14 protein-coding genes are annotated in these 16,325 nt (G+C 55.8%); 3 read left to right on the forward strand and 11 right to left on the reverse strand.

Going from position 1 to position 16,325, the window contains the following annotated elements; all coding sequences use genetic code 11:
* Positions 1-12 precede the first annotated feature (12 nt).
* A complete protein-coding gene (glnB, locus tag GY169_RS05890; RefSeq protein ID WP_002914032.1) occupies positions 13-351 on the forward strand; it encodes a nitrogen regulatory protein P-II in 339 nt (112 codons plus the stop codon).
* A 45-nt stretch (positions 352-396) separates the two neighbouring features.
* On the opposite strand, the gene dtpD is transcribed toward glnB, so the two are convergent.
* The 5 genes from dtpD to hmpA all read right to left on the reverse strand — a co-directional run bounded on the left by dtpD (position 397) and on the right by hmpA (position 8,661).
* Positions 397-1,851 (reverse strand): dipeptide permease DtpD, encoded by a 1,455-nt coding sequence (dtpD, locus tag GY169_RS05895; protein WP_167575227.1) that lies wholly within the window; start codon positions 1,849-1,851, stop codon positions 397-399.
* A gap of 59 nt (positions 1,852-1,910) precedes the next feature.
* Entirely contained in the window at positions 1,911-4,058 is a 2,148-nt protein-coding gene (gene cadA / locus GY169_RS05900) for a lysine decarboxylase CadA (protein ID WP_163448342.1), read from the reverse strand.
* A gap of 90 nt (positions 4,059-4,148) precedes the next feature.
* On the reverse strand, positions 4,149-5,480 hold the full coding sequence (gene cadB / locus GY169_RS05905) for a cadaverine/lysine antiporter (protein ID WP_163448301.1): 1,332 nt from the start codon (positions 5,478-5,480) through the stop codon (positions 4,149-4,151).
* A 348-nt stretch (positions 5,481-5,828) separates the two neighbouring features.
* Positions 5,829-7,334, reverse strand: a complete 1,506-nt coding sequence (cadC, locus tag GY169_RS05910) for a lysine decarboxylation/transport transcriptional activator CadC (protein ID WP_167575228.1) — start codon at positions 7,332-7,334, stop codon at positions 5,829-5,831.
* A gap of 136 nt (positions 7,335-7,470) precedes the next feature.
* The gene (gene hmpA, locus GY169_RS05915; protein WP_167575229.1) at positions 7,471-8,661 is read right to left on the reverse strand and encodes an NO-inducible flavohemoprotein; all 1,191 of its coding nucleotides are present in this window, start codon (positions 8,659-8,661) and stop codon (positions 7,471-7,473) included.
* Positions 8,662-8,987: 326 nt separating this feature from the next.
* Here hmpA and glyA point away from each other — a divergent pair, with 326 nt between their 5' ends.
* Positions 8,988-10,241, forward strand: a complete 1,254-nt coding sequence (gene glyA, locus GY169_RS05920) for a serine hydroxymethyltransferase (protein ID WP_024157213.1) — start codon at positions 8,988-8,990, stop codon at positions 10,239-10,241.
* A gap of 118 nt (positions 10,242-10,359) precedes the next feature.
* Here glyA and GY169_RS05925 read toward each other — a convergent pair whose 3' ends face one another.
* The 6 genes from GY169_RS05925 to hcaE form a co-directional block, all read right to left on the reverse strand.
* The gene (locus GY169_RS05925; protein WP_065355942.1) at positions 10,360-10,782 is read right to left on the reverse strand and encodes a DoxX family protein; all 423 of its coding nucleotides are present in this window, start codon (positions 10,780-10,782) and stop codon (positions 10,360-10,362) included.
* Between the two features lie 148 nt (positions 10,783-10,930).
* The gene (gene hcaD / locus GY169_RS05930) at positions 10,931-12,133 is read right to left on the reverse strand and encodes a phenylpropionate dioxygenase ferredoxin reductase subunit (RefSeq protein ID WP_167575230.1); all 1,203 of its coding nucleotides are present in this window, start codon (positions 12,131-12,133) and stop codon (positions 10,931-10,933) included.
* A gap of 9 nt (positions 12,134-12,142) precedes the next feature.
* Positions 12,143-12,955 carry a 3-phenylpropionate-dihydrodiol/cinnamic acid-dihydrodiol dehydrogenase gene (gene hcaB, locus GY169_RS05935; protein WP_167575231.1) on the reverse strand — a complete coding sequence of 271 codons (813 nt, stop codon included), beginning with the start codon at positions 12,953-12,955 and terminating at the stop codon, positions 12,143-12,145.
* A complete protein-coding gene (gene hcaC, locus GY169_RS05940) occupies positions 12,955-13,272 on the reverse strand; it encodes a 3-phenylpropionate/cinnamic acid dioxygenase ferredoxin subunit (RefSeq protein ID WP_167575232.1) in 318 nt (105 codons plus the stop codon). Before hcaC ends, hcaB begins: the two co-directional genes overlap by 1 nt.
* Positions 13,272-13,790 (reverse strand): 3-phenylpropionate/cinnamic acid dioxygenase subunit beta, encoded by a 519-nt coding sequence (gene hcaF, locus GY169_RS05945; RefSeq protein WP_167575233.1) that lies wholly within the window; start codon positions 13,788-13,790, stop codon positions 13,272-13,274. The genes hcaC and hcaF overlap by 1 nt, the downstream gene beginning before the upstream one ends.
* Positions 13,787-15,148 (reverse strand): 3-phenylpropionate/cinnamic acid dioxygenase subunit alpha, encoded by a 1,362-nt coding sequence (hcaE, locus tag GY169_RS05950; RefSeq protein ID WP_163448293.1) that lies wholly within the window; start codon positions 15,146-15,148, stop codon positions 13,787-13,789. The genes hcaF and hcaE overlap by 4 nt, the downstream gene beginning before the upstream one ends.
* 135 nt (positions 15,149-15,283) lie before the next feature.
* Here hcaE and hcaR point away from each other — a divergent pair, with 135 nt between their 5' ends.
* Positions 15,284-16,168, forward strand: a complete 885-nt coding sequence (hcaR, locus tag GY169_RS05955) for a DNA-binding transcriptional regulator HcaR (RefSeq protein ID WP_167575234.1) — start codon at positions 15,284-15,286, stop codon at positions 16,166-16,168.
* Positions 16,169-16,325 lie beyond the last annotated feature (157 nt).

A 16,325-nucleotide genomic window follows, 5' to 3' on the forward strand; every position in this document is an offset into this window, starting at 1 on the left:
GACAGGAACACCATGAAAAAGATTGATGCGATTATTAAACCCTTCAAACTGGATGACGTCCGTGAAGCGCTGGCGGAAGTGGGCATCACCGGGATGACGGTAACGGAAGTGAAAGGCTTTGGTCGCCAGAAGGGCCACACCGAGCTGTACCGCGGCGCCGAGTACATGGTCGACTTTCTGCCGAAAGTAAAAATTGAAATCGTGGTCACCGACGATATCGTCGATACCTGTGTGGATACCATTATCCGTACTGCTCAGACCGGCAAAATCGGCGACGGTAAAATCTTCGTCTTTGATGTGGCGCGCGTGATTCGTATCCGTACCGGCGAAGAGGACGACGCGGCTATCTAAGCCCGTAGTCAGCTGCCTGCGGCGATATGCAGGCAGCTCATCACGTTATTCCGCTAATGCTGCTGCCGGGCTACCGAGCAGGCGGCGCAGCGCGACCAGCGCCACAATGAGCGCCACGCAACCCAGCGTCCATTCCCCCATCTGTGAGAAAAAGTGCCCATAGGCGTCGATCGCCGTTTCGCTGATCTGCGATTCGGTGGTTTTTTGCGCCACTACGCCCGCCAGCCAGTTAGCGACGGAGCCGGTCGCCAGCATGTAGATACCAGTCAGTACGCCAGTAACGCCGGGCAGATTCAGACGGGTAATCTGTGCCATCGCTACCGGGTCAATAAACAACTCCGCGAACCCCATTAGCGCCAGACCTACGATCATCATCCCCATCGACGCCTGTCCGTGAAGTTGGGCGCCACGCGCGTTCAGCGCCAGCAGCATAAAGCCTGCGGCCATCAACGCCAGCCCAAAGGCGAACTTCAGCCACACTCGCAGCGTCGAACTGGCGCCGCCTTCCGGACGCGCAAGCCAGGCCAGCAGCACGCCAGCCGCCATAACTGCGATCGCGTTGACCGACTGGAAGAGCGCGGTCGGCACTTCGATATTCAGCCAGCGGCGGTTGACGAAGTGGTCGATAAACAGGCTGATAGAGCTGCCGCCCTGCTGCGCCAGTACCCAGAACAGCGTACCGGTGAGCATCAGCAGAACGATTTGCCACAGCGCGCGGCGGTGCTGCGGAAAACGCAGCATGATTCGCGCGACGATGCCGGCGGCAATCGCACAGACCAGCGCCAGCAGATAGCCTGACCAGTCATGTTCCAGCAGCAGTGTAAAGAATAGCGGCGCGATGCACAGCATCAGCACCAGCCAGCCCCAGGTCGGTAACGCGAACCTGACTGCGCGTAATGCCGGCTGGTTCACGCCCTGCGTGTGGCGGAAGTGACGGTGGCCGCTTAAGAACACCATCAGGCCGATAAACATCCCGACGCCCGCCAGCGCAAAACCGACGTGCCAGCCATACCACTGCGCCGCCAGCCCGCAGGCGATCGGCGCGGCGATGGAGCCGATATTACCCGCGGCATACAGCAGCGAGAAACCGCCGTCGCGGCGATGGTCGTCCGGCGCGTAAAGCTCGCCGAGCAGGCAGCTGATATTGGATTTAAACAGGCCGTAGCCGCAGATAATTATCGCCAGCGCCAGATACAGGCCCCAGGTCGCGTCAGATTCGACACCGAGCACCACGTGGCCGAGCGTCATTAATAACGCACCGGCAATTACCGCCGTGCGGTTGCCGAGCAGGCGGTCGGCGAGCCAGCCGCCCAGAATAGGGGTCACATAGACCAGAGAAGCGTAAGCGCTGAAAAGATTGATTGCGTGGCTGTCGTTAAAGCCGAGCTGATGGGTGAGATAAAGGATGAGGAGGGCGCGCATGCCGTAAAAGCTGAAGTATTCCCAGATTTGAATCGCCACGATGTAGTAGATCGCGCGCGGTTGTGAGGGTGTTTTCATGTGAACTCCTTGCGGCGTGAAAAAAGGGAAGCGGCACGCCGCTTCCCTCTACTTTTTTATTATTTGCTGTTTTCAGCTTTCAGTACTTTTACGGTGTAACGGCCGTCAGCCTGACGATAAGCGCCATGGATGTCGGTTTCGAAGCCCGGATAGTGCGCGCCGATTTCGCACAGCATCTGCAGGAACTCCAGCACCGGACGGCTCTGTTCGGTGATTTTTTCACCCGGCATCACCAGCGGAACACCCGGAGGATACGGCAGGATCATATTGGCGTTGACGCGGCCAACCATCTCTTCCAGATATACCTCTTCGGTTTCACCGTGCAGCTCTTTCTGGAAGGCGGTATACGGCGTCATCTCCATTTCTGGCAGCACTTCAAACGCGCGGAACATCAGGTCCGGCAGGTTGTGATGCTCAACCAGTTTATGGATATTCTGCGCCAGTTCCTGAATACGCATGTTTTCATAAAACTCCGGTGCCTCGCGGTACAGCGCCGGCAGGATGTTTTTCACACGCAGGTTCAGGTCGAACGCGCGTTTGAACTCGGTCAGCGCGCGCAGCAGGCTCAGGGCCTTGGTTTTATCGATCCCGATGCTGAACAGGAACAGCAGGTTGTACGGGCCGGTTTTCTCAACGATGATGCCGCGCTCGTCGAGATACTTCGCCACCAGGCTTGCCGGAATACCGAACTCGTCCATGGTGCCGTCTTTCTTCATCCCCGGGGTCAAAATGGTGACTTTGATCGGGTCGAGGTACATGTGCTCGTTATCGATGTTTTTGAAACCGTGCCACGGGCTGTCGGAGCGCAGCGGCCAGCATTCCGGGCCATCGATATGATCCGGCTGCCAGACATCAAAGAACCAGCCTTCGGATTCGCCTTTCAGACGTTTGATCTCTTTACGGAACTTGATCGCGCGTTCAATAGAGCCATTAATCAGGCGCTTACCGGCATTACCTTTCATCATCGCCGCAGCGGTTTCGGTGGAGGCCACGATACCGTAGTGCGGAGAGGTGGTGGTGTGCATCATGTAGGCTTCGTTGAAGGTCTCTTCGTTGACGTCACCCTTCACGTGAATCATCGAAGCCTGAGAGAACGCGGCCAGCAGTTTGTGCGTGGACTGGGTTTCGTAAATCACTTTACCTTCCACACGGCCGCCGCTCATCCCGCATTTACCGGCATAAATCGGCGAGAAGTTGGTGTAAGGCACCCACGCGGAGTCGAAGTGAATGGATTTCACATCCAGCGTTTTCTTGATGTAGTCAGTGTTGTACAGCAGGCCGTCGTAGGTGGAGTTGGTGATAACGGCGTGTACCGGCCAGGTGGCGTTCGGCGTCTCTTTCACGCGTTTAGCAATCGTCGCGTGCTGGAATTCGCTTTGCGGAATCCCACCCAGGATGCCGTAGGCGTTACGGGTCGGGCGGAAGTAGATTGGCGTAATGTCGCTCATCATCATCAGATGGGTCAGCGATTTGTGGCAGTTACGGTCAATCAGTACGGTGCTGCCCGCCGGCGCGGAGTACATGCCGACGATTTTGTTGGCGGTAGAGGTGCCGTTGGTCACCATGTAGCTACGTTCGGCGTTAAAGACGCGGGCAATATACTCTTCCGCTTCTTTGTGCGGGCCGGAGTGATCGAGCAGAGAACCCAGTTCGGAAACGGAAATCGACACGTCAGACTTCATGGTATTCGGGCCGAAGAAGTCATAGAAGATGCTGCCGACCGGGCTTTTCTGGAAGGCGGTACCGCCCATGTGGCCTGGCGTACAGAAGGTGTATTTTCCTTCGCGAACGTATTTGAACAGCGCTTTGGTTAGCGGCGGCAGAATGGTGTCGATGTACTCGTCGGTGTTCTGGCGAATTTTCGCGGCGATATCGTCGGCGGCGCCCAGCGCATACTCGAAGAAGCGAACCTGCATGCGCAGATCGTTGAGGCTCACGTCGAGGGTGGAGTAGCTGTTCGCGAAAGCGTAAACGGGCATGTACTCGTTCATCGCGCTGATCTCTTCACACAGCTCGAGATTATATTTGTCCCAGTCGAAGATCACGCCGCACAGACGGGCGTTGTTTTCGATCAGCTTCAGCAGGTCTTCGCGGTCATTCGGGTAAACAATCTGGAAGTTCAGGCCTTCCAGGGCGCGGTGAAGCTCACGGATAGGCTCTTCTTTAAAGTAGACGCCCATGTGGTTCATGATAGCAATAACGTTCATAGTCATAGTCATGTTTCCAGGTAAAGGAGGCCCTTCCCACCGCGTTAGCGGCAGGGGAGGAAGGGCCTGTAGAAATAGGGGAGTTAGCGGTTAGAGCGCTTCAGCCGGTTTGTTGTCGTGGTCGTCATGCTGACGCTGATGCATTTTGCGGCCATAGAACATCAGGATGACCAGGCTGACGATAAAGGTGCCGGACAGCTCGAAGGAGTTGGCCCCCATCAGCGCGATAAAGCAGAACGCACAGCCCAGTACGGAGCACACGAGGCTCGCCGAGTTACGGATGTTGAAGCCTTCGAAGCGAATCAGGTCAACGCAGGAGTAGAAGTACGGCAGCATGGTCAGCAGAACCGCAATACCGGTCAGTTCACCGAACAGGTCAGAGGCTTTACCGCCGCTGGAGTTCATGATGGTGATGATAATCATCAGCGCGGTCATTTTGACGGCGGCCAGCAGCAGGCCTTTTTTCGGGATGCCGTTTTTATCGACTTCGCCGTACACTTTCGGGAAGTTACCATCGTTAGCGGCACGAACGCCTGCCTGGCCAACCAGCATCATCCAGGAGCCTAGAGAAGTCAGACACGCAAAGGCGGTAAAGGCAGACACCATTGGCGCAGCCCAGCTACCCATAATAGTCGAGGCGCTGACGGCGAACGGCGCGCCGGAAGAGGCCATCACGGAAGCCGGATACATACCGGAGATCACCTGGGTTGCGGCGATGTAAATCACGCCCGCAATCGCGGTACCGAGCATAGTGGCCAGCGGTACGGTACGTTTCGGGTTTTTCACCATACCGGTACTGACAGCGGCAGATTCCACGCCAACGAACGCCCACAGGCACAGCAGAATACTTTTGATCACCGCGTGCGGATCGGTGGTTGCCGAGGTGTTCCAGTTAGCCTGATAGGTTGCCATATCAAACCAGTGCCAGCCGATAACGGCGGTGATGACAACCGGGATAAGCACCAGTACCAGACCAATGGTCGTCAGACGGCTTACCCAGGTCCCACCGAGCATATTCACGAAGGTGAACAGCCAGACGATGGCAATACAGGCGATACCCGCTGGAATCGGGTCATTTAATACTGGGAAGAAGGTCGATAAATAAGAGACGGCGGTAATCCCGATTGCCAGGTTACCAATCCAGTTGGCATGGTAATAAAGTACGCCGGTCTGGAAACCAAATGCCGGAGATAATTCACCCGCATACGCAATTGGGCCACCCTGCTGCGGGTTTTTGGTCGCCAGTCGGGCATAAACATATGCCAGCGACATTGCGCCAATAATAGAAATTACCCAGCCCCAAATAGCAATACCACCGATGCTGGCGAGGTTTGCAGGTAATAAAGCTATGCCGCTCCCCATCATATTCCCGGCGACAACGCCGGTGCAGGCAAATAGCCCAATCTTCTTAGCGGAACTCATGTTCGTTTCTCCTGAGCAGTATTTTTAAGTCCGGACCGCGAGGTGAGCTATGGCGAGCGACCCGACCAACTGACGGCAATATTACTGAGCAGGCTAAGAGAAGTCCTAAAGTTAAAGTGAAATAAACACAAACATCGAAAAGATGAGGTGTTTAGCTTTTTGCATTAACATATCAGGATAAAAAGTTTATATCACGGAAAGGTAAATATTGAGTAATTACAAAGGAGTATGTTTTATCCTTGCAGGAAGGGTGATGTTGCTGCAAAGTAACAATAAAAACCTTGCAACAACATCAATATTACATCTAGTGTGGCCTTATTTAACCATGATAATGGCGGTCAACGCCCGCTAAGCGGTTTTGGGCAGGAAAGTTTGCAGATAAGGAACAATTTTTTCTATCGACGTCTGGAATATTCCGTTCTGAATCCAGTACAGCGTATTGTCGCCGGGACGTAAATTAAAGGCAGTGATATAGGCGTCAGCGGCAAGCCGATTCTCACCTTTCATTTCGTACACTTTTCCCAGCACTACATAATTAAGCCATGACATTTCCAGCTCAATGCTTTTATTAATAGCCTCGTACGCGTTATCAATACTGCCTTTGCCTAACGCATCAATTGCCCGAATACGATAGAGCACTGCGCTATTTTGCAGTTCCGGCATGTTGGCCACGTGATCTAATTCGTGGCTTAACGCCACCAGTTGGCTGCTATCAAACGGTTGCTGCGAATGGCGTAATACATCCACCATCGCTTTCTGGGCATAGCCATAGGCGAAATCGGGCGACAGCTTAATAATACTGTCGAGCATGGCGCTCGCCTTAGTTAAAGACGGCGCGTCGCCCTGGGAAATTAATAACAGTGCCTGATAGAACTGGGCGAGTGACATCGGCTGGGGCATATCCAGATGGGCCAGCATGGTTTGCATCTGTGCTGGCCATGGCTGCGTCAGCGCGGTAGAAAGGCTGTCAAAAAGATCGCGCTGAATAGACACCAGGTTTCCGTCGGTGACGAAATAACGCTTATCAAGCATCTTTGAACTGTCGGCGTTATCCACCAACAGTACCGACATAAAGCACTGCTGGGCGCGGTAGTGACGCTGGTTGACGAAGCTGATGGTCAGCGTTTTCCCGGAACTGCTGGGTTCATTGACGTTGTAGTTGGTTTTGTCATGCACCATAAAGGTGGAGTAGGTATTCAGCGAGGTGGTGATCAGCGTTCCCAGCCCAATGGCGTAGGCCTGCTGTGATACCCAGTTATTGCACGATGCGCCCGGCTCAAAGCGTACGTCGATGTCGCGCGGGTTGAGCAACAGATGTGAGCGGGTGATCTGCGGATGGGGACGAATGACGGTCAGTAACACCATCGCTATCAGCACGCCCAACGAAAGCAGGAAGGCAAACTGAGTCCAGACGTTGGAGTACCAGCGGCGTTTCGCTTTGAGTCGCGGGGCTGCTGACGCGTTTGCCGGCGCGGCCGTGGGGGCTGGCGAAACGACCGGTGCCTCAGGTGTTTGATTCTCTTCTGTTTCATCAAGCCAGGTGACTTCAGCCGTGAGCTGATAGCCGCGTTTGGGAACGGTAATAATATAATCAATGTGCCCATCGTCGCCGTCACGCAGCGATTTGCGCAGCTCAGAAATGCTCTGGGTGACCACATGGCTGGTCACGATGTTACGCATCCAGATGTTATCGATCAGTTCATCACGGCTCAGTACCTCCCCCGGATGCTGGGCAAAGTACATCAGCAGATCGATTAATCGCGGTTCCAGAGTGAGGTGTCGGCCTGCGCGGCTGATTTGATTAATAGAAGGCGTGATCAGCCATTCGCCAACGCGTACAACCGGTTGTTGCATATAAATGAATCGCCAAAGGATAAAAAATGGGACAGGAGATTAATCATAACACAATTCGCTGTCCGGTTTTTTGACCTTGCAGAGCGTACGATGGGGGAGGAAGACGGGCAAAATATGCCCGTCTGGAAAGAAAAGATTACAGTACTTTATGCGGACCGAAGCATTCATAGTGAATACGATCGCTGCTGACGCCTAGCGCCACTAGCTGTTTGGCTGCGTGCTGCATAAAGGCTACCGGGCCGCAGAGGTAGAACTGCATCTCTGGGTTCTGTAGATCCGCGGCCAGTGGTTCCAGCGCCATCAGCCCTTCGCCATCAAAAGCGGCGGCTTGACGGTCTGCCTCGGTAGGCGCGCGATACCACAGGTGTGAAGTGAAATGCGGCAGCTCTGCGCCCAGCGCGTTGACTTCATCGGCAAAGGCATGAACCTCGCCGTTTTCCGCGGCGTGGAACCAGTTCACCTGCGCCGGATGATGATTCTTCGCGAGCGTGTCGAGCATCGCCAGCATCGGTGTCTGGCCGACGCCGCCGGAAATCAGGGTCACCGGCGTTTGTGGCGACACGTCGAGGAAGAAGTCGCCAGCCGGCGCGGCCAGATGGACAATATCACCTTCTTTTGCCTCGTTATGCAGCCAGTTTGATACCTGGCCGCCATTTTCGCGCTTCACCGCAATGCGGTAACCCTTGCCATCTGCCTTGCGGGTCAGTGAATACTGACGAATTTCCTGAAACTCAAAGCCCTCGGGCTTCAGCCATACCGCCAGATACTGGCCCGGTTGGTAATCCGCTACCGGCTGGCCGTCTACGGGTTCCATTTCAAAGCTGGTAATCAGCGCGCTGCGCGGGGTTTTCTTCACGATACGGAAGGCGCGGGTGCCTTCCCAGCCACCGGTTTTGCCGGCGTTATCCTGGTAGATCTCTGCTTCACGCTTGATAAACACGCCTGCCAGTACCCCGTAGGCTTTGCCCCACGCGTCCAGCACTTCCTGGCCCGGGCTGAACATCTCATCCAGAGTCGCCAGCAGGTGTTCGCCGACAATGTTGTACTGCTCAGGTTTAATCTGGAAGCTGGTGTGCTTCTGGGCGATTTTCTCCACAGCCGGCAGCAGGGCAGGCAGGTTTTCAATATTGCTGGCGTAGGCGGCAATAGCATTGAACAGCGCTTCACGCTGGTCGCCGTTGCGTTGGTTGCTCATATTGAAAATCTCTTTCAGCTCCGGATTATGGGTAAACATCCGGTCGTAAAAGTGGGCGGTGAGCTTCGGGCCGGTCTCTACCAGCAGCGGGATCGTGGCTTTAACGGTGGCGATAGTATGAGCATCAAGCATGGCAGGTCTTCCTTTCGTATTATCAATTGTTGCATGTAAAATGCATCTTATAAAAATAACCCTGCTATGTAAATGGTTCTTTGTAATAATGCGTTGCTGACGTTACAACGTGAATTATTTGCATCACAATCCTGAAAAGAAATCCGTTTGCGCCCTGAAGCGCTTTATTGCTCAATCCCTTGTGTGGCTTGAAGGTAAACGTTTGCGTAATTTCGTTTGTCAAGACCTGTTATCACAGAACTAATCAGTTATACTGTGGGCCGTTGTCCAACAGGACTGCCTTTTTCAGGTCAAAATTTTATTGTTAGCTGAGTCAGGAGATGCGGATGTTAAAGCGTGAAATGAACATTGCCGATTATGATGCCGAACTGTGGCAGGCTATGGAGCAAGAAAAAGTACGTCAGGAAGAGCACATTGAACTGATCGCCTCCGAAAACTACACCAGCCCGCGCGTCATGCAGGCGCAGGGTTCTCAGCTGACCAACAAATACGCTGAAGGTTATCCGGGCAAGCGCTACTACGGCGGCTGCGAATACGTTGATGTCGTTGAGCAGCTGGCTATCGACCGCGCGAAAGAGCTGTTCGGCGCCGACTACGCTAACGTGCAGCCGCACTCTGGCTCTCAGGCTAACTTCGCTGTTTACACCGCGCTGCTGCAGCCGGGCGATACCGTTCTGGGTATGAACCTGGCGCAGGGTGGCCACCTGACTCACGGCTCCCCGGTCAACTTCTCCGGTAAACTGTATAACATCGTCCCTTACGGTATTGATGAGTCCGGTAAAATCGACTATGACGAAATGGCGAAGCTGGCCAAAGAACACAAGCCGAAGATGATTATCGGTGGTTTCTCTGCCTACTCCGGCGTGGTTGATTGGGCAAAAATGCGCGAAATTGCTGACAGCATCGGCGCATACCTGTTCGTCGACATGGCGCACGTGGCTGGCCTGATTGCCGCTGACGTGTACCCGAACCCAGTTCCGCACGCTCACGTTGTTACCACCACCACCCACAAAACCCTGGCGGGTCCGCGCGGCGGCCTGATCCTGGCGAAGGGCGGCGATGAAGAGCTGTATAAAAAACTGAACTCTGCTGTCTTCCCAAGCGCGCAGGGCGGCCCGCTGATGCACGTGATCGCCGGTAAAGCAGTCGCGCTGAAAGAAGCGATGGAGCCGGAATTCAAAGTCTACCAGCAGCAGGTTGCGAAAAACGCGAAAGCGATGGTAGAAGTGTTCCTGAACCGCGGCTACAAAGTGGTTTCTGGTGGTACTGAGAACCACCTGTTCCTGCTGGACCTGGTGGATAAAAACCTGACCGGTAAAGAAGCTGACGCAGCCCTGGGCCGCGCTAACATCACCGTGAACAAAAACAGCGTCCCGAACGATCCAAAGAGCCCGTTCGTGACCTCCGGTATCCGTATCGGTTCCCCGGCTGTTACTCGTCGCGGCTTCAAAGAAGCGGAAGTGAAAGAGCTGGCTGGCTGGATGTGTGACGTGCTGGACAACATCAATGATGAAGCCACCATTGAACGCGTGAAAGCGAAAGTGCTGGATATCTGTGCACGCTTCCCGGTTTACGCGTAAGCGTGAATCGTGTGATGTGAAAAAGGCCGCGTATGCGGCCTTTTTTATGCCCGATGGCGCTACGCTTATCGGTCCTACTTGTAGGCCTGATAAGGCGAAGCCGCCATCAGGCAAACCATCAACGCTTATCTAACGAAATTTTGCCCGGCCCGACAATTGCCAGCAGCAGGAACGCCCCCGAGATACTGATATTTTTGTAGAAGTTAATCATATTTGGCATCACCGCATCGCCGGTCATGTTCCAGTAGTGGTGGCCAATCACCGCTGTCCCCAGCGTATAGAACAGAAAAATCACCGCCAGCGGACGCGTAAAGAACCCCAGAATCACCAGAATAACGGCGGGAACTTCCATCACGATCGCGATGATAGCCGCCAGCGCCGGCATCGGTGTGCCGATGGAGGCCATGTACTGCACCGTGCCGTCATAGTGGAGCATTTTGGGATAGCCGGAGAGAATAAACAGCAGCACGATAGCGATACGGGCAATCAGCAGCAGCAGATCGCGCGAAGCGCCAAAGTCGAGATAGCGAAGCGAGTTCATGGCAGTTCCTTTGGGTAAGTACGTTTGATTTAAACGTAATACACAATTTTATGGCCTGCCACACAGGGGCGAAAAATCAGTAGATTGGATGGTACTTTGGTATGGCCCCTTCGCCGTAGCGATAAGAAGGGGCCGTCATGCGCACCTGCTATAGCGATTTTAAGGGTACGCTTTCATCACAAAGGGCGTCTTCACTGACTACGTGTCCTGACTGAATCAGCTTACGCAGCACGCGTACTTCGCGTCCGTTGTTCAGTGCTACCGCGCCTGCCAGCGCGCCTTCACGTAGCTGAAGCCAAATGGCTTTCCTGTCGCCCGGTTCACCACGACATAACCAGTTTTCTCCCTGCATTTCGCCAACAAACTGCAGGTTATCACTGTATTGATCGGTCCAGAACCAGCCCGGCGTGGCATCCGGCACGGGTAAACCGAGCATGGCAGCGGCGGCGACCTGCGCCTGGAAGTTGGCATTTTCCCAGCTTTCTATACGCCTTAACGAGCCGTCTGGCTGACGAGTGAGCGCCACATCACCGGCGGCGAAAATGGCTGGGTCGGCGGTGGCACAGGTGCTATCGACAATAATACCGTTAGCAGTTTCCAGCCCCGCGTCGCGGGCCAGCGCATCGTTGGCCACGATCCCGATACCGTAAACCACGGCATCAGCCTGTAGCGTTTCGCCATTTTGCAGGGTAAGCGAGAGGAACTCGCCCGCTTCGGCGTGCTCAATGGCGCTGTTGAGCAGCACCCGCACGCCGGCTAGCTGATGGCGTGCCAGCAGATAATCGCGTACCGGAGCAGGAGCATTGCGGCCCATTACCGTATCCGCCAGTTCGACTACCGTGACGCGGCAACCGCGCTGGGTGGCGCTGGCCGCCAGCTCCAGGCCGATGGTGCCTGCGCCGACGATGACGATCGATTTTCCCGGCTGTAGCGCTGCCCGGAGACGCTCGGCATCGCCGGCATGACGCAGGGTAAAGCAGCGCTCGCCCAGCGCATCCAGCAGCGGCAACGGCCTGGCGGCGGCGCCGGTAGCCAGCAGCAGCTGTGACCAGCGGTAGGTTTGCCCATCGGCGAGCGTTAGCGTGCGGGTAGCGCGATCGATCGCGCGTATCGTGACGCCCATATGCAACTGCACGTTGTGTTCCTGCCACCAGTTGGCGGGCAGAACGGGCTGAAGCTGTGGGTTATCGTCCAGCAGCATGGCCTTCGAGAGCGGTGGGCGCTCGTAAGGCAAATGCATTTCGTTGGAGAAAAGATGCAGCGGCCCGCTAAACCCCTGCTGTCTCAGCGCGGCGGCGGCCATCGCCCCCGCCTGGCCGCCGCCGATAATGGCAATAATCTGTTCGCTCATGCTCGCTCCTTACAGATCCAGACCGGCGGCCACGTGGCGGATCCCACGGATCCCCAGCCCGGCATCGGCGTTGATCATCACGCCGCTTAGCGTACGGTTGTTGCGGCGTGAAGCCAGCATCACGTACGGGCCGGTGAAGTCAGCCGGTTCCGGGAAGAACTGCAGCGGCAGAATGGCGGCAATTTTCTCCGGCGTCAGCGACTGCATTATTGAGGTATCGTTCTGACCGAGCGCCTGCGGGCCACGCAGATCGGTGGCCATGCCGCATGGGCCGACACCGTTCACCCGCACCTTCGGCGCCAGCTCGTAGGCCAACTGGCGAATCAGCCCGGTGGCCGCGTGCTTGCTGGCGGTATACAGCGGCCCACCGCCGCCCGGATACCAGGCCGCGTTAGAGAGGGTAAAAATCATGCTGCCTTCGCTGGCGATAAGTGCGGGAGCGCAGGCTTTCGCGCCCAGCAGATAGCCCAGCACGTTAACGTTAAACAGTTCGTGGAAGCCGCTCTCCAGCGCATCCGCAGGCGTATTAACCAGGGAAGCGTTGTGATCCCAGATCCCGGCATTGCCGATAAAGCAGTCCAGTTTGCCAAAATTGCTGAGGATCTGATCTACCGCGCGCTGGTAGTCGGCGTAACAGGTGACATTACCTTCTACTGCCAGCAGATGATCGCCAAAGCGCTGGCGCAGGCTGGCGACTTTGGCTGGCGAAAGTTCCAGCGTGGCAACCTTCGCACCTTCTTCAATAAAGCGTTCGACCAGTGCCAGGCCCAGGCCGGAACCGCCGCCAGTAATAAACACAACGTTATCGCGTAAATCGCTCATCAGGCCTCCTCGGGAATATCGATAAACACTTCGCCGCCTTCCACATGTACCGCATAGGTGGTCAGCGGATCGGTGGCGGGCAGGCACAGCGCTTTGCCGGTTTTCAGGCAGAAGCTGGCGGCGTGCAGCGGGCATTCCACCGTCGCATCATCTTCCAGATAGCCCTCTGACATCGAGGCGTTGCCGTGGCTACAGCGGTCGTTGATGGCATAAAACTCGCCGCCGATATGGAACAGCGCGATGACGGGCGAGGTCTCCAGGCGGAGGGCTTCCCCCTCCGGTAGCTCCGTGGCGGAGCAGGCCAAAATACGGTTCATCAGAAAAGGATGCTCAGGTTGTGGGAGGTGATCACCGCCTGATCGAGCACGATCTCTCGTGCCAGCAGACGCCATGTGTCGTCAGGCAAACGACGGACTTTATCCACGCGAGTACCGACGTAGAACGTTTCATCACGCTCCTTTTGCGCACGGTACAGCAGGTAGTTAAGGCGTACGGCGAACACATCCGGCTGGTCGGTTTCGCTGATCTGCAGGTTACTGATCATGTGGCGGGTGCGGGAAGGCGGCTCCTCCGCCCACGCCATGCCGGTTTCCAGTCGCGCGATACGGCGTTCAAGCTGGTCTTTATTGTCGTTGAAAATCCAGGTGGTCGGCGGTTGTACACCTTTACGGCGGTCGCGCGTCTGGGCATTCACCGTGGTACGCATGGTGTAGCGAATCTCTTCATCCAGTTGCGCCAGCCAGTCGCGAAACTGCCAGTCGTCCAGCAGACGCGCTTCTTCATACAGGAACTGGCTGATGCGGTGATGCAGCTCAGGGGAGACTAACGCGCTCATTTGATCACCTCCTGCTGGTATGCGGCGGTTTTTTCCTGCACTTCCTGCCAGCTTTCGCTGCTTAATAAATCGGCCCAGCGCTGATACATGCCGCGGGCGGCGGTTTCCGAGAAGATGTAGTTGGTGATCCCTGGAATGCCGTCTTCACGACGTTTTTCCTGGCCGAGACCCATCTCCAGACACAGGTTGGTGTTGCGTGCCCGGTGGCCTTTCAGCAGTTTTTGAATTTCACACCAGTTTTCCGAGTCGTCCTGCTCAAGGAACCCCGCCGGTCCGAAGGCGCGGGTGGCGCTGTTTTCAAAAGCGGCTTTGACTTCATCAGAAGCGGCTTTATCGGCGATGCAGAACGCCCATACTTCGACTTTGTCCGGCCCGCGAGGGTGCCAGACGCGCAGCGTGGCGGTGCCATTCAGCCAGGAGAGGGTGGGGAAAATGTTGTTGTGACCGGCGAGACGCAGCGCGCGTACCTTGCCCAGACGCTGCTCGGCCTCTTCATAGGTGTCGCGATAGTAGCTGGAGACTTCGCCGTCGACCCAGACGTTGGCGTCCGGTTTCTCGGTAAAGAAGAAGCCGCTGCCGTGTCCGTCCTGGCCGAACTGCAGCGCGTCTTTGGCGGTTTCCCACACCGGGCGGGCGGTCTGACCGTCGCCGAGGCGCTTATCGCTGCCGTCATCCTTCGCCCCCAGCACCTGCACGGCGGAAGCGTGGCTGAACAGCGCGTGATACTGGTCGCTGGCGAACTGTTCGGCAGGGAATTTCCAGTTACAGTCGATGGTCCACTTCTGCACGCCGCCGACGATTTCGGTGCCGCCTTCACGGCGATCCAGCACGCCGTCGAGATACCAGGCGATGTCGCCGAGATAATCGCGCAGATTCGGCGCGCTGGTATCCCAGTTACCGAAAATCAGCCCTTTGTAGCTCTCGACGCATGGCACTTCGTTCAGCCCCCAGTGGGATTTGCACAGCCCTTGCGGATAGGCGCGCGGCTCCAGCGGCACGTCGATCAGCTCGCCGTTAATGCCATACGACCAGCCGTGATATGGGCAGGTGAAGGCGCGGGTGTTACCGCAGTCGGCGTAACTCACGCGCATCGCGCGGTGGCGACACTGGTTGAGAAACGCTTTGATGCTGCCGTCTTTCTGGCGCACCACCACCACGGCGTCTTCGCCCATATAGGTGTTAAAGAAATCGCCCGGTTTGGGGATTTGGCTTTCGTGGGCCAGAAACAGCCAGCAGCGTCCGAAGATGCGTTCCAGCTCCAGTTGGTAAATGTCAGGGTCGGTATAAATTCGTGGGGTTACGCGACCGTGTTGGGTATCAATCAGTTGGTAGATGTCTAAATTTGAGGGTGTGGTCATATTTTTTAATCCTGAAAGCTAAGATGTATTGACCTTCTTTTTTTGTGCCCTAAGGATGTTGCTGGTTAGTTATCAATCTGTGAAATAGTAAATATCTACCAGCTGAGACGTTTTTTCGATAACAAGGAGAGGGACATGGAACTGAGGCACCTACGCTACTTCGTCGCGGTGGCGCAGGAGTTAAACTTCACCCGAGCTGCAGAAAAATTGCACACCTCGCAGCCCTCCCTGAGTAGTCAAATACGCGATCTGGAGCAGTGCGTGGGCGTCGCGTTGCTGGAACGCGATAAGCGCAAAGTGACCCTCACGGCAGCCGGTGAGTGTTTCTTGCAGGATGCGCAGGCCATTCTGGACAATGCGGAACAGGCCAAGCTGCGCGCGCGTAAAGCGGCGCTGAATAACGACCATCTGGCGATTGGCTTTGTCCCCTCCGCCGAGGTGAATCTGCTGCCAAAGGTGCTGCCGATGCTGCGTCTGCGTCAGCCTGAAACCCATATCGAGCTGGCAAGCCTGATTACCACGCAGCAAGAAGAGAAGCTGCGGAGCGGTGAACTGGACGTCGGGCTGATGCGCTATCCTGTTCACGGGCAGGATATTGAATTTATTGAGCTGTTTCATGAACCGCTGGTGGTGGTGCTGCCGGTAGGTCATCCACTATCCCGCGAGGAGAGCATTTCCGCCCAGCAGTTACACGGTGTGAACTTTGTCACCACCGACCCGGACTATTCCGGCGAACTTTCATCGGTAGTCAACGCGTGGTTTGAGAAAGAGCGCAGCCAGCCGAATATTGTACAGGTGGCGACCAATATCCTGGTGACCATGAACCTCGTTGGTATGGGGCTGGGGGCCACTTTGATACCCGGTTATATGAATAATTTTAATACCGGACAGGTGGTTTTTCGGCCAATTAAAGGCGAAGCGCCGACTCTGGCGCTGCTGATGGCGTGGAAAAAGGGCGAGCTAAAGCCCGCCCTAAGGGATTTTATCGAGCTGGCGCAAAGACCGTTGGTTGAAGCTTAACGCGGGCGTGCTTCTCAGCGGCTGCCGTTAGGGCGGACAACTCTGGAGTGATAAAGAAGGAAGGTGATGCTCGTCACAATTTTCTGGTAACTACCTGCGTTAGTACTCTCCAGAATATGGGGAGAGTCATTAGACTATCGCCTCCATAACGGGAGGA

Origin of the sequence: Kluyvera genomosp. 3, from assembly GCF_011765685.1 — a bacterium.
In the GTDB taxonomy this organism is placed as follows: Bacteria; Pseudomonadota; Gammaproteobacteria; order Enterobacterales; family Enterobacteriaceae; genus Kluyvera; species Kluyvera georgiana_A.

Bases quoted from the DNA above. Each gene is read 5' to 3' on its own strand.
- glnB (WP_002914032.1), top strand. From the start codon at position 13: ATGAAAAAGATTGATGCGATTATTAAACCCTTCAAACTGGATGACGTC.
- dtpD (WP_167575227.1), bottom strand. From the start codon at position 1,851: ATGAAAACACCCTCACAACCGCGCGCGATCTACTACATCGTGGCGATT.
- cadA (WP_163448342.1), bottom strand. From the start codon at position 4,058: ATGAACGTTATTGCTATCATGAACCACATGGGCGTCTACTTTAAAGAA.
- cadB (WP_163448301.1), bottom strand. From the start codon at position 5,480: ATGAGTTCCGCTAAGAAGATTGGGCTATTTGCCTGCACCGGCGTTGTC.
- cadC (WP_167575228.1), bottom strand. From the start codon at position 7,334: ATGCAACAACCGGTTGTACGCGTTGGCGAATGGCTGATCACGCCTTCT.
- hmpA (WP_167575229.1), bottom strand. From the start codon at position 8,661: ATGCTTGATGCTCATACTATCGCCACCGTTAAAGCCACGATCCCGCTG.
- glyA (WP_024157213.1), top strand. From the start codon at position 8,988: ATGTTAAAGCGTGAAATGAACATTGCCGATTATGATGCCGAACTGTGG.
- GY169_RS05925 (WP_065355942.1), bottom strand. From the start codon at position 10,782: ATGAACTCGCTTCGCTATCTCGACTTTGGCGCTTCGCGCGATCTGCTG.
- hcaD (WP_167575230.1), bottom strand. From the start codon at position 12,133: ATGAGCGAACAGATTATTGCCATTATCGGCGGCGGCCAGGCGGGGGCG.
- hcaB (WP_167575231.1), bottom strand. From the start codon at position 12,955: ATGAGCGATTTACGCGATAACGTTGTGTTTATTACTGGCGGCGGTTCC.
- hcaC (WP_167575232.1), bottom strand. From the start codon at position 13,272: ATGAACCGTATTTTGGCCTGCTCCGCCACGGAGCTACCGGAGGGGGAA.
- hcaF (WP_167575233.1), bottom strand. From the start codon at position 13,790: ATGAGCGCGTTAGTCTCCCCTGAGCTGCATCACCGCATCAGCCAGTTC.
- hcaE (WP_163448293.1), bottom strand. From the start codon at position 15,148: ATGACCACACCCTCAAATTTAGACATCTACCAACTGATTGATACCCAA.
- hcaR (WP_167575234.1), top strand. From the start codon at position 15,284: ATGGAACTGAGGCACCTACGCTACTTCGTCGCGGTGGCGCAGGAGTTA.